Source organism: Massilimicrobiota sp. An80, from assembly GCF_002159255.1.
GTDB lineage: Bacteria > Bacillota_I > Bacilli_A > Erysipelotrichales > Coprobacillaceae > Allocoprobacillus > Allocoprobacillus merdigallinarum.
Genome location: NZ_NFHI01000004.1, coordinates 61,134 through 74,907 on the forward strand (window position 1 = coordinate 61,134; position 13,774 = coordinate 74,907).

Sequence of the window (13,774 nt, forward strand, 5' to 3'; positions counted from 1 at the left end):
AGAAAAAAAGACTATCAGAATTTTTTATCCAACAGTCTACATATATCTAGTATCTAGTATCAGAAATTGGTTTTAGAAAGATACACTTTTATATTCTATTTATGATTAATTCAAAAAGTTTTTGATAATAATCTTCTTGTGAATTATTCTTCATCAACATTCCAATCATTAATCCGTCTAAAAAACCATAGGATCTATAGATGAAGTTCATCCTTTGCCAAGTATCATCATATCTGTCTAATAATTTTCCTATTTTATCTTCTAATCGTATATCATTAGCTTCTACTTTAATGTAATCCTTCTGTTCCTCTAATTTGTTATCAATTTCTAGATATTCCTGACTTTTCAGCATATAATCATCATTTTGAAGATAAACCAATGCCTCCATATAGATTTTCATAATCTTATCAAAGTTTGAATCATTACAAGCAGTGTTTTTTCTATTCATTGCCTATATTTCTCCTTTCCTTCCAGTTTTTATTAAATTCTCTTTCCTTTTCCATGACACTTAGCAATAATGATACTCCATAGCAGAACCCGTTTTCAAATTCGTATGGATCAGAATAGGAAAGCAGATCTATATAGATATCCTCAAACTCATGCAGCAGTCCATGTTGTTCTGATGGAAGCAGTTTTTTCATTTCCTCTATCATTTCAGTTAGACGATCGATCTTTGCTTTATAATCCTCATTCTCATAACAATCCAGCCTTTCATATAGTTCTGCTCTTAAGTACATTTCTATGATTTCGTCTTTTGATTGTCTCATAAATCATCCACCAGATCTTTCATCTTTACATTCAATGCAAAGGACAGCTTATACATCAATGTCAATGTTGGGTTCTGTTTTCCATTCTCAATAAGAACAATGGAGTTTCTATGCAGATGTGATTTCTCAGCCAGTTCCGCCTGTGTCAGATATTGCTTGGTCCTGAAATTTTTTACCTGCTCACCAAATAGAGTTAGAATCATGCTATTATCTAAATTATTTTCCATATATTACCTTCACCTCCAAATTCATTATGTCGTGCATGGCTGAAACTGTCAGTATAGAACAAACAAAAAATGATGTTCAAATTTGAACATCAAAATTTACGTAAATATTCAGGAACCTCCAGCATATCTAAAAGTGTTTCTATATCAATTTCCATTATTGTCAATATGCCTTTCAATAATTCAGGCGTAACTTTAGAACGACTATATTCAAAGTTGTTGATATAATTTCTTTGAATACCCATTTCCATTGCCAACAGGCTTTGACTGATTTTACGAGATTTTCTGAATCTTTTAATCAGCTGAATCACTTTCTGTCTGTCGATCATTCTGCAAAGATTGTCATTAAGCATTTGATCTATTTTCCATTCAGCTTGTTCTTCATTATAAATCTGCTGATAGTCAGTAGAAAAAAATGTATGTATATCGATACCATAAACTGATATGATACTTTCCAGAACCCCAATCGTAGGATTGCGTTCTCCTCTTTCCACTTTTGTATAGCTGTCACGGTCTATATGTGCCATTTTACAAAGATCAGCAACAGACCACCCTTTTTGTTCCCTGTATCTCACAAGAAGTCTGGATAATGTCTTCAGATGAATATGATCATGATCAGACAACGTTGATTTCACTCTCATGAAAGCACTTCACCTGTTTCTAATGAATAGAGAATATCCATAAATCTCTGATCAAACAGATCACTGATATTCTTCTCCATACATTCTATCAGATGTATATATGCAAGAAATGTTCCCTCAGAAAGACCATCTTCCAGTTTCTTTAAATGCTTCGCATCCATGCCAGTAAATGCTGCCATCTTATTGATAGTCCATTTCTTTTCTTCCCTGTATTCTCTTATTCTTTTTCCTGCTGCCTGTGCAGTCAAACTGATCTTCGCCATGACTTTCGACCCCTTTCTGTAATTTCATTTTATCGCGTATCTTAAAAGATGTCAGTGATAATATTTTTAGTTTTTTAAAAAAGAACAGGCGGATTATAATCTCACCTGTTCTTTACAAATTCATTGTTTATTTTCTTAAGATATCAATATCCTGTATTCCGGAGCATAATAATTCTGTACGCTTTTCACAATTCGTAAATCCGATACGTTTAGCGGATTCACTAACCTCATTCTTTAGAACACCCATATCCATTCCCTGCATATAATACGGAAGATATCCCATGACCATGTCCCAAGGTGAAGTATGATCTTTTGCGATTGCTTCTGATATAACCAGCATGACTCCTCCCGGATTCAAAGCATCATAGCACTTCTTCAAAAACGCATCCATATTTTCCTTTGCAAACAATGCCACGGATACTGCAAGAATTAAATCATAACCCTTTCCAATATCATCTGTAAGGAAATTTCCATTGATTACTTCTATTCTATTGGACAATCCCATCTGATTTGCCGATTCTTCTATAATGGAGGCAGGCATCAGATCAACAAATGTCCCTTGACGATTTTCACTATCCTTTACTACTGACATTCCAAGAAGACCGGTTCCGCATCCTAGATCCAGAATACTGTTTATTGTTTTATTTTCAGGCAACGAACGAATAATGTCCAGCAGTTCCTTCTGACGATATCCTTCCTGAGCCTGACGCATCATTGCGCCCATTGCTGCAAAATCCAATGACTGATCATTAGTCTGCTGCTGCATAGGCTGAGGTCCTTCCGTTACAAGTTTGACAATATCAAATGGCATGGATCCTTCATTCATGATGTAATATTGGATAAAGCCTCCCAAATATTCCGGTTTGCCTTTGACAAGATAGGTTTCTGCCTCATCGCTGTTTCTGAACATCTCGTCGTTCTTCACTACAAATCCTATTGAAGTCAGTCCTTCCAAAAAATAAGCAGTATTGCTTTCATTCCACCCTAGCTTGGCAGCCAGATCCTTTGCACTGATATCTGCACTTAAATGTGAATATACATCCAGCTGCAAGGATGCTGTCAATACCTTTGTATAAAGCGGTAGGAAAGATAACTGAGCTAACTGATCAAATACACTTTTTTTATTCATTTGTGATTCTCCTTTCTTCTTTAGTTAGATTTGGCTAACTGATAATTTTATAATTAGACGGTACTGTTTCATACCGTCAAATTATCCTATAGTTGTTGCTTTTCTGCATCAAGGTTAAAATGCCTGCTTCATAGACTCTGGCTACTTCACTCATGCTGCGAATCATTTTCTCATGATCTGTTTCCTCTATGATAATCCTTTTTAAAATGGAAAAGTAGCCGCTCATCAGCAGTTCCATAGTATCCAATGAAATCAAATTTAATTTATTTTTTGAATGTCTGGAGGACTCATCAATATTCTCTGTATTGGAACGCTGAAGAGATTCAAAAAAATTCTCATACTTAGTTCCCTGAGAACATTCAAGGATCAAAAGCATCTCATCGTGATGAGCAAGGAGATATTCTGCTATCTCCGGTATTCTTTTGATATAGACATCACACATCTTAAAAATTCTTTCTTCTTCTGCAATGCTGTTCATTTCGCTAAGTACATGATGAAGAACATCCATAAACCCTTTCGCTGCATCATCCGTCAGTGCATAGAAAAGTTCTTCCTTATTGGCATAATATCCATAAAAAGCTCCCGTCGTCACTCCGGCCTTCGCTACTATTTTTCTTAATGGTGCACTTTTAAATCCATATTTTAAAAAATATTCTTTTCCACAGGCAAGAATACGTTCCTGTGTATCAGATTTCTCCACAACATATCACCGCCATAACTAAGTTATATAACTTAGTTATATTATATCCTTGTACATGAAAATGTCAAGCATAAAGATAATGATCAAGAAAACTATAGCTTCCTTATCATAGCTAAACATGTTCAAATTTGAACATGTTAATAAACAAAAAAATACACATACATTAATGTTCCTGACTTATGTATGTGCATTCTTAATTTAAACTGTCCAGCCTAAACTTTCCAGCTGGATATGATACAGCTTGTAATATAAGCCATTCTTTTTCATAAGTTCACTATGTGTTCCACTCTCTACAAGTTTTCCGTTATCCAAAACTAGAATTTGGTCAGCGTCAGCAACGGTTCTTAAACGGTGAGCAATTATAATGACAGTTTTATTTTCAACTAATTTTGCAATGGCTTTCTGTACGAACACTTCATTTTCCGGATCTAAGGACGCTGTTGCTTCATCTAAAAGAATGATTGGCGAATCTTTCAGCAAGGCACGAGCAATAGAAATCCTTTGACGTTCTCCGCCAGAAAGTGTACTTCCATTTTCGCCCAACAAGGTATTGTAGCCGTCAGGCATATTACGAACAAATTCGTCACAATAAGCCGCTTTAGCTGCCGCAAATACCTGTTCTTTAGTTGCGTTTGGATTTCCCATTTGAATATTGTTAAATATTGTATCATTGAACAAAGTAACATCTTGAAAAACGAATGACATTTTCTGCATAAGATTTTCTGGATTTATTGATTTAATATCTTTATTCCCAATGGTTATAGTCCCTTTTTGTATATCCCAAAATCTTGCAATTAATTTGGCAATCGTACTTTTCCCGCTTCCAGAAGTCCCAACCAAAGCTGTAACATAGCCTTGTGGGATTTTGCATGAAACATCATGGATAACTTCTTCTTCATTATAAGCAAAAGAAACATGGTTCAATTCAATATCATAGTTTTTTGGTGTTTCCTCTTTGCCACTCATCACAGAAGTTGTTAAAAGTGTTCTCATTCTTTCTGTAACTACATTTAGATTTAATAATGTAGTTAGCTGTGATAATATAGCCAGAATCGGACCATAAATTTTTGTCACGATTAAGAAAAACATCAACATAGGTAACAATTCAATCTGTCCGTCAAGCAACAATAAAGTCCCTACAAAGATTGTTATGCCTACACCAGCTTGCAAAATCATGCTTGCGCTGGACATAAAAACTCCGACTGCCATTTCAACTTTGACCGCAATTTTTTTCATAGTCAGAAGTGCTTTATTTAATGTTGAAAATTGAGAGCCACTTAAATTACAGGATTTAATGATTTTCATTCCTTCTAAGTATTCCTGTACCTGACTTGAAGCCTGTAATTTAGCGTCAACTTGTCGTTCAAATAATTTTTGCTGATACTTTCTGCTGAGCCATATAATCAAAAATGCAAATGGCATAGTTATGAACACACAAATAGCTAAACGCCAATCAAAAAAAGCAAGCAAGATACAAGTAATAGTTGCAGAAATTATGTTTGCAATAAGAGGTGGTATGGTACTGCTTAGCATGGACTCCATACTACTACAATCGGACATCATATTGGTTGTTAATTCTGATAAATCCTTTGTATTAAAGAAACTCATAGGAAGCTTTCTAAGATGTTCTGCAATACGAAGTCTAGTAACATTTGACTCTTTATATGACGCTATATATGTTTTTCTATAATCATTTTTCGCCGCAAAAAAGACTAAAATTGCCGAAATGACACCAGCTCCCCATAGCAACCAAATATGTTCCCATACAAGCTCTTTCCCAACAAACGGATTTAACAATTCGCTGAAAATCATTACTGTTATGCAAAATGGAAGCAACATTGTTATATTAGTTAATGTACAAGCGAAGATTGCCTTTTTCAAATCAGAATATCCTTTATCAGATAAAAATAACGCTTCTTTTAATTTTTTCATATTACTGCACCGCCTTTCCATTGATTTTCCAGTCTATTGCTTCTGTGTAGTGTTGCCACATTTGGAAATAACGTCCATTTCTCTGTATTAAACTATCGTGATTTCCACATTCAACTAAATGCCCTTTTTCCATTACAAGAATTTTGTCAGCATTACGGATTGTTGATAAACGGTGTGCAATAATGATAACTGTTTTATTCTGCATGAGCTTTTCAAAAGCCTTTTGTATCAAGTATTCGTTCTCTGGGTCACTGAACGCCGTTGCTTCGTCCAATACGATGATAGGGGCGTCTTTAATAATTGCCCTTGCAATAGCAATTCTTTGACGTTCTCCACCAGAGAGATGTATACCTTTTGTACCTATCACAGTATCATAGCCGTTAGGCAGCTTCATAATAAAATCATGGCATTGAGCCGCTTTTGACGCTTGAATAATCTGCTCTTTTGTTGCATTAGGATTTCCCATACCAATATTGTCATATATGCTCTGCTTAAACAGGAAAATATCCTGAAATACAAAACTGACATGTTTCATTAAATCATTCATAGCTATATCTCTAATATCCACATTACCTATTTTAATGCTACCAGTAGTGACATCCCAAAATCTGGAAATCAAATTTGCTATTGTACTTTTTCCACCGCCAGATGGACCGACAATCGCTGTAATTTCTCCCTGCTTAGCCTTAAAAGAAACATTCTGAATTGCCAAGTCGTTTTCCTTTCCAGTATAAGAAAAGCTCACCTTATCAAAAACAATATCATTGTTTTCTGACTTTTTAGGATTTTTAGTTTCTGGTAATACGGGAATATTAAATATCTCATCCATTCTTGCTACATTACCATTTATTTGCATAAATGACTCTGACACATACATGATTTTGTTTAATACTCCCGCAACGGCAGGTACAAATAGCAAATAAAAAACAAAAGTCATCAAAAAAGTTTTAAAATCCGACGTATTAGAACCTATAAGTATACCTACTGGAATTAACACAAGATAGATGTTATTGATAATAGTTGTAAATGCAGGCATACAGTTCTGCCACCCCAACGAAAATTTTAATACCCATTGTGTGTATTCAGTGATTGCATGTTTCAATCTTTCAAACGAATTAGCTGTTTGATTAAATGCTTTTACCACAGGCATACCACGCACATATTCAACAGAAGCATTATTCATATCTTCCAGTGCAACTTGATATTTTTCCATATTTTCTTTCATGGCTCCGCTACCATAGCCCATGAACTGTACAATAAAAGCTAATATAATTCCTACTAAAGAAGCCAAACCAAAACGCCAGTCTATCGCAAACAATAAAATAACCATAACAACAGGTGCGGTTACGGAAGCGACAAAATCAGGAAACTGGTGTGCAATAAAACCCTCAACACTTTCTATATTATCGTCCATTATCTTTCTGAATCGTCCACTACCAATAGTTAAATGATAACCTAAAGGTATTTTCGTGATATGTTCAGAAAATTTTATTTTCAATTCATATAGTGTTCCAAAAGCCGCAATATGAGAACAGAAAATAGCCAAAAAGTATAGTAATATATTGGCTATTATGCCTCCTAAAGCAAGCCAGCCATATCCCATAACTTCACTCATATTTAATCCGTCTAAATCAGGATAGACTTGAATAATGGAAACGATGATAAAATAAACTGCTATATAAGGAACAAATGAAGCGACAGACGCTAATGATGAAAGAATTGCTGATAAAAAGACCAATCCTTTCTTGTTTGAAGCCAGTTCCAAACAGCGAGCTAAACCAGTTTTTGGTTTTTGTTGTTTTGGCGATTTTTTTGCCATAAGTATAATCCCTCCTAAATAAAAATGATGTAGTTAGTCGTAGCTAACATACACCATTTTAATTACTTTCCATATTTCTTTCTACCCCATAACTATATATATCGCCTTAAAATAGCCCAAAAATGCTAATTATTTTGTTTGCGATAATCTTTTGGCAATATATCATATACTGAATGAAACGCTATTGAAAATTTGCTTGCGTTATTATACCCTAAGCTTAAAGCAATATCATTTATTTTTCTGTCGGTATTTTTTAGCTCATTAGCGGCGATATTCATTTTGTATTTTTTTATATAAGCATACGGAGTATCGCCATATATTTGAGTAAAAACCTTGTGGAATAAAGATAAATTAAAATCCTTTTCAGCAGTTAATTGCCTTAACGAAACTTTTTCGTCTAGATGTTCAATCATATAATTACATATTTCTTTTGCCTTCTGTATATACTTCTTGTCATAGTACTGAAATGACTGATTCTCATCATGTGAAAACTTATTGATACGGAACAAGAATTCTATCGCCTTTATGCGAAAATATGAAATATCATTTATATCCTTTGCTTCATAAATTTCCGAAAATATATGTCCAAGTTCTTTTTCTGCATGACATAGGTATCCATTCTCGTCAAGTCTAAGATGCTCACTAATTTTGTTTATATTCAGATCAAATGAATCTAAAAGCTGAATAGAATTGCTGCTTAGTGACTGTATGTCGATGACTAAGCTAAATGCAAAGCACTTTTTCAATGGAAAAGAAAAGAATGAAGGCAGATATTTTGTTCCCATAACAGCAAAAGATCCTTCAGAAAGGTAAAACACTTGATGATTGGAAAACTCGCATTCATAGCGTCCGCTATAGCAGCATACAATTGAAATGATATTTGGATTAAATTGCTGAGAAGGCATGATATCTTCAGTATCAAAATCCAGAAAACAAAGGGAAATCCCGTCAAAGAGCTGATAGGTTGACACAATTCCCTTTCCGCTACAGCCATATTCTATAACCGCATAATCTTTTCCTTGTTTAATGATCTTTGCCTTATTTCCATACCATGATTCATTTAATTTCATTTCAATATACACCCCTAAAGTTAGTTGATTCTAACCAAAATACTACCACATACATAATATATGTACAATAGAAAAATCACACACCCTTTTTGATAGGCATGTGACTTTATATATATGATTACAACTTCCAAGAACCGGTTTCATTTTTCTGTTCAACAAATTTTTTATACAGGCCATCTTCCTTTATCAGCTGCTGATGCGTTCCCTGCTGAACGATTTGACCATTATTGATTACTATAATCTTTGATGCATGTTTCACTGTTTTCAAGCGGTGAGCTATCATGATAACTGTCTTATCCTTCATCAGTTCTTCCATCGCCCTTTGCAGCTTATCTTCGTTTTCCGGATCTACATTGGCTGTCGCTTCATCAAAGATAATGATTGGCGCATCTTTTAAAATGGCTCTGGCAATAGAGATTCTTTGCTTTTCACCGCCTGATAACGAAGATCCGCCCTCACCAATGACTGTCTGATAGCCTTCTGGCAACGATTCAATAAATTCATCACAGCATGCTTTCTGGGCAGCCAGTTTCACATCTTCCAAAGTCGCTTCCGGTCTGCCGAATTTAATGTTGTTTTCTATCGTATCATTAAACAAATAAACATTCTGAAAGACCATGCTGATCTGATCCATCAAAGATTCCAGTGTATAGTCCCTGATATCATGTCCGCCAATAGAAATACTTCCCTGATTGACATCCCAGAATCTGGCAATCAGATGACACAATGTTGTCTTTCCACTTCCGCTAGGTCCGACAATAGCCAATGAAGAATGGTGCGGAATTGTCAGCTGAACATGGTGAAGAATTTCTCTCTTGTCATAGGAAAAGCTGACATCGTTAAATACAATTTCCTGATTCTCAGGCTTGATTTCTTTTCCATGTTCATCAAGTATCGGAGTTTCATCTACCTTATTGGCATGATCAATGGAGCTTCCTGCCAGTCTTAAAATTGCCAGACCGCTGCCTGCAGATTGAATCTGTGCAAATATCAGAAATGATACAATAATCATCATCAGACAGTAAGTCAAAGACATTGTCTGATTCCAATAAAACTGTATCGCCGCAAGGATAATCAGAATACTAAACAGCTTTAAGACTATTTCCTGAGCAATCGTATATGGTGTGAACAGTCTTTCCATTGCCAGATTGCTGGCACGATTATTTTCAATTGCTTCATCTATATTCTGATGATCATTTTCTGAAAGATTAAATGAGCGAACAATAAACATTCCTTTGATATTCTCTAAAACCGCCTCTACCAGCTTTGCTGTTGATCTTTGGCGTTTTGGAGCAATCATGCTGGATTTCCTTTCCATTTTGGAAGTGATGAAAAAATAACAGATCGTTCCCAGCAGAACAATGAAGCCGATACGATAATCAAAGAAAAAGATATACACGATAAAAATCAGTGCATTGATGATGCCAGTCAGGGTAATGACCAGTACCATTGGAACGGTTGTTTCTACTTCCTGCAAAACGGTTGTCGCAATCCCGGTAATTTCTCCTAAGCTGTTTTCATTGAAAAATCCCATTGGAATTGTCTTCAAGCGATTTCCTATGTCAATTCTTTTCCATGCCGACATGTAGTATCCTGCATGTGTCTGATGAAGCTGAGTTGAGTAGTTGCAGGCAATTCGTCCTGCTATGCTTAATAGAACCATAAAGAACGTCATGAAAATATAGCGAACATCATGACTTTCATTGACAACTGCCTCTACCGCAAAGAAAATGGCACCAATCATGAACATATGAAAGATAGCATAGAAAATACCGATAATAATAGATCTTTTTATGTGTTTCTGCTCAACGCCAGCAAAATCCCATATTTTCTTTAAAACCTTGATCATAATGCTTCCTCCCTTGTTCCTATATGCGCCTGCCACATCTGCTTATATAATGCATTGTTTGCAAGCAGTTCTTCATGTCTGCCAATGGCTTCTATTCTTCCTTTATTTACTACAACGATCTTTGATGCCTCCGTAATCGTTGACAGACGATGCGCCACGACAATCAGTGTCTTATCCTTGACCAAAGAAGATACTGCCTTTTGCACGATTGCTTCATTTTCCGGATCGATATAGGCCGTTGCTTCGTCCAATATGATAATCTGGGCATCCTTCAGCATCGCTCTTGCGATAGCAATTCTCTGTCGTTCCCCTCCTGATAAATGTGTTCCGCTGCTGCCGCAGATTGTCTGGTATCCATTTTCCAGCGACTGAATAAACTCATGACAGCCAGCCTTCTTGGCAGCTTCCATGACTTCAGCATCATCTGCATCAGGATTTCCCATTCTTATGTTTTCCATGATTGTATCATTAAACAGATAGTTATCCTGTGATACATAGGCAATCTTTTGATTCAGCTGAGAAAGCGGAATCTGCTTAAGAGAATAATTTCCAATCGTAATATCTCCCTTTTCAATGTCCCAGAAGCCTGCAATCAGCTTGGTAATCGTTGATTTTCCACTGCCGCTTGGTCCGACAAATGCACAGACCTCATTTGGCATAATATTGAGATCAATATTATGCAGAACCTCCTGACCTTCATGATAGCCAAAGGATACATCCTTCATTGTGATAGCTGTATCTTCAAACTGAACGGGTATATTTCCATGATTCTGTTCCGGAGCATAAATCAGACCTTCCACAAGATCTACGATTGTTCCCACCACAGCCAGACTGTCTGTAAAAGACATTGCCGCAATCAAAGGATCGATGATTCCAAATGCAAGAATCATAATCACAATAAAGCTTTCAACGGAAAGGCTTCCGTTCATGACAAACCATAATCCAAACGGAAGAACCGTAATCATTGTTGAAGGCGTTACGATACGGCTTGCAGACGAAGGAAGCTGACAGCTTTTCATCCACTGATAAAAATATTCAGCATTGGCCTTTACCGCATCCGCATATTTCTGATAAGAATTCTTGCCCTGATTAAATGCCTTGATGACTTCAATGCCATTGATATATTCTACAATGGCAGTATTCATCTTCTGTGCAGTTTCAACGGAACCCTGATATTTTTTCGCATAATCCTTCATCATAAAAGACATGAAGAATAATCCGATCGGCAGCGAAATCAAAGTAATGAGTGCCATACGCCAGTCAAGAATCAATAGATAAATAAAGACAAAGAGCGGTGCAAGCACATTGCTGGTCATTTCAGGCAAAAGATGTGCTAAAGGAGTTTCCATGCTTTCTACCTGATCGACAATGAGCTGCTTCATCTGCCCGCTTGATACATCCAGCAGATTTCCCATCGGTACTCTGGTAAGCTTGTGCATACACTGAATGCGGATGTTTTTCATAATCGAGAATGCTGCCTGATGTGACTTTGACAATGCCAGCGTATACAGGACCGCCTTGATAACATATCCTGCGAATGCAATAGCACACCATGTCAGATAAAAGCTGATATTCTGATTGCCATGAAGCAGTCCGATGATCATCTGTGCTGCACTGTAATAGGCAGCCATGCTGCAGGATACGCCAATCACAGCCAGTACGATTGCCAATATAAGTTTTCCATGTTCTTCCTCCCCCATATCCCATAGACGTAGGAGTGGGGATTTTTTCTTTGTTTCCATAACTTCTCCCTTCTGTTAGGCTAAGCTAACTTAATGTTTTAAATAAATGAGTTCCTGTGAACCCTTCTCACTATTATTTTATCTATTCCTATCATCTCACTTTCAGAAGTTAGTTTTAGCTAACCAAATTCTTTAAAAGAAAGAGTTCCTTAGAACTCCGCATCATAAACAGTCGCATATCCGGCGTTATAAAATGCTCTCAGTCTTGTAATATACTGATAAGCTTTTTCCCTGTCCATCTTATGATGAACGATTTCAAAAAAGCCGTTGAAAAAAGCTGTATTGACAATATGCATAAATTCTTCATCAACACGCTGCTTTGGCTGCATGACATCCAGATATTCCAGTGATCCCTTCGTTTCTATATCAATCAGGGTATTCATGAAACGATCCTTCTGCGTTTCATCCGCCTGACATAACAGCAGCTGAAATTCATCAAAGTGTTCATAGATATAATCCAGCAGCATTTTCTGTCCGTTCTCGCTGTATTCCAGCATATAGTCATAATCATCATAGTATTCCATCTGCCAGAACTGTTCCTGAATCTTTGTAAACATCTCCACATATTCATCTCCAACAGGCTGAATGATAGCATCAAAAAGTCCCTGCTTATCTTTAAATCTTGTGTAAATTGAACTTGTGCTGGTATCTGCTTCTCTGGCAATCACTCGAAGCGATGCATCACGAAATCCCTTAGACAGAAACTCCTTTTTTGCGGCGTCCAGGATTTTCTCATAAACGCCTTCTTTTCTCTTTGGCATGGCTCACCTCCAAACTTTTAAAACAGTGTTACGTAACACTGTTTTAAATATAAAACATCTTTCGCCTTTTGTCAATGGATTCAGGAAATTTTTTGGCTTCAAAAATTATTGAAAATTTAAAAATATCAGTAAATGATTGACAACTGTATACAATAAGATATAATGATAATGTAATTATCGATAATTAAGTTATCAGTAAAGGAGTGATCATTTGTCAAAAAGAGATACTACACTGGATCCTAAGATTTTAGACAGTGCCAAGCAGGAGTTTCTGAAGGAAGGTTTCCTGAATGCCTCTTTAAAATCCATATGCGGAAATGCTGAAGTCACAACCGGAGCTTTATATAAAAGATATAAAGGCAAAGAGGAACTGTTTCTTGCTGTCGTTCAGCCTCTGCTGGATGACTTGGATGATATCATCAATCAAAAAAAGCTGACTGATCCCGATACCGTATCTGATGAAGCACTAATCAGAAGCTGGGATATGGATGAAAGTTATATGCTCTGGTGGTTTGAATTTCTATATCAGAGAAAGGAATGCTTTAAGCTTCTTCTATGCAGAAGTGAAGGTTCAAAATTTTCAAACTTCAGCCATGACTGGGTACAGAAAATGTCTGATTACACATATGAATACTACGAGGAAGCCTATCGAAGACATCTGACGGAGGTACAGGTTTCCCGCAGAGAAATGCACGTACTTCTATCTGCTTTCTGGGAAACCATTTATGAACCTTTCGTTCATGATTTCAGCTGGGAAGAAATCATAAGATACAATCAGCTTGTCTGCAATCTGTTTGACTGGTATAAGGTTTTAGGATTTAAACATTAGCTCTCTACCGGGAGCTAAAAAAATTAACTATCAGTTAGCTTAGACTAA

The 13,774-nt window shown here is 36.3% G+C and carries 14 protein-coding genes; 1 reads left to right on the forward strand and 13 read right to left on the reverse strand.

Annotated elements, in window-relative coordinates:
- Positions 1 to 88: 88 nt before the first annotated feature.
- The 13 genes from B5G32_RS02185 to B5G32_RS02245 all read right to left on the reverse strand — a co-directional run bounded on the left by B5G32_RS02185 (position 89) and on the right by B5G32_RS02245 (position 12,897).
- The gene (locus B5G32_RS02185; RefSeq protein WP_087935711.1) at positions 89 to 448 is read right to left on the reverse strand and encodes a hypothetical protein; all 360 of its coding nucleotides are present in this window, start codon (positions 446 to 448) and stop codon (positions 89 to 91) included.
- Positions 441 to 767, reverse strand: a complete 327-nt coding sequence (locus B5G32_RS02190; protein ID WP_087935712.1) for a DUF6809 family protein — start codon at positions 765 to 767, stop codon at positions 441 to 443. The genes B5G32_RS02185 and B5G32_RS02190 overlap by 8 nt, the downstream gene beginning before the upstream one ends.
- On the reverse strand, positions 764 to 994 hold the full coding sequence (locus B5G32_RS02195; protein ID WP_087935713.1) for a helix-turn-helix transcriptional regulator: 231 nt from the start codon (positions 992 to 994) through the stop codon (positions 764 to 766). The genes B5G32_RS02190 and B5G32_RS02195 overlap by 4 nt, the downstream gene beginning before the upstream one ends.
- An 89-nt stretch (positions 995 to 1,083) precedes the next feature.
- Positions 1,084 to 1,632, reverse strand: coding sequence for a helix-turn-helix domain-containing protein (locus B5G32_RS02200; protein WP_087935714.1), 549 nt, complete (start codon positions 1,630 to 1,632; stop codon positions 1,084 to 1,086).
- Entirely contained in the window at positions 1,629 to 1,895 is a 267-nt protein-coding gene (locus B5G32_RS02205) for a helix-turn-helix domain-containing protein (RefSeq protein WP_087935715.1), read from the reverse strand. Before B5G32_RS02205 ends, B5G32_RS02200 begins: the two co-directional genes overlap by 4 nt.
- 127 nt (positions 1,896 to 2,022) lie before the next feature.
- Entirely contained in the window at positions 2,023 to 3,024 is a 1,002-nt protein-coding gene (locus B5G32_RS02210; protein ID WP_087935716.1) for a class I SAM-dependent methyltransferase, read from the reverse strand.
- Positions 3,025 to 3,100: 76 nt separating this feature from the next.
- Positions 3,101 to 3,724, reverse strand: coding sequence for a TetR/AcrR family transcriptional regulator (locus tag B5G32_RS02215; protein ID WP_087935717.1), 624 nt, complete (start codon positions 3,722 to 3,724; stop codon positions 3,101 to 3,103).
- 198 nt (positions 3,725 to 3,922) lie between these two features.
- Positions 3,923 to 5,656: an ABC transporter ATP-binding protein gene (locus B5G32_RS02220; protein ID WP_087935718.1), complete on the reverse strand. Its 1,734-nt coding sequence runs from the start codon at positions 5,654 to 5,656 to the stop codon at positions 3,923 to 3,925.
- A gap of 1 nt (position 5,657) precedes the next feature.
- Positions 5,658 to 7,475, reverse strand: a complete 1,818-nt coding sequence (locus B5G32_RS02225) for an ABC transporter ATP-binding protein (RefSeq protein WP_087935719.1) — start codon at positions 7,473 to 7,475, stop codon at positions 5,658 to 5,660.
- A 125-nt stretch (positions 7,476 to 7,600) separates the two neighbouring features.
- The gene (locus B5G32_RS02230; protein ID WP_087935720.1) at positions 7,601 to 8,545 is read right to left on the reverse strand and encodes a helix-turn-helix domain-containing protein; all 945 of its coding nucleotides are present in this window, start codon (positions 8,543 to 8,545) and stop codon (positions 7,601 to 7,603) included.
- Positions 8,546 to 8,663: 118 nt separating this feature from the next.
- Complete coding sequence (locus tag B5G32_RS02235) at positions 8,664 to 10,394, reverse strand: ABC transporter ATP-binding protein (protein WP_087935721.1); 1,731 nt, start codon at positions 10,392 to 10,394, stop codon at positions 8,664 to 8,666.
- On the reverse strand, positions 10,391 to 12,136 hold the full coding sequence (locus B5G32_RS02240; protein WP_087935722.1) for an ABC transporter ATP-binding protein: 1,746 nt from the start codon (positions 12,134 to 12,136) through the stop codon (positions 10,391 to 10,393). The genes B5G32_RS02235 and B5G32_RS02240 overlap by 4 nt, the downstream gene beginning before the upstream one ends.
- A gap of 149 nt (positions 12,137 to 12,285) precedes the next feature.
- Positions 12,286 to 12,897 carry a TetR/AcrR family transcriptional regulator gene (locus B5G32_RS02245; protein ID WP_087935723.1) on the reverse strand — a complete coding sequence of 204 codons (612 nt, stop codon included), beginning with the start codon at positions 12,895 to 12,897 and terminating at the stop codon, positions 12,286 to 12,288.
- A 211-nt stretch (positions 12,898 to 13,108) separates the two neighbouring features.
- On the opposite strand from B5G32_RS02245, the gene B5G32_RS02250 reads away from it, so the two are divergent.
- A complete protein-coding gene (locus tag B5G32_RS02250) occupies positions 13,109 to 13,726 on the forward strand; it encodes a TetR/AcrR family transcriptional regulator (protein WP_087935724.1) in 618 nt (205 codons plus the stop codon).
- Positions 13,727 to 13,774 lie beyond the last annotated feature (48 nt).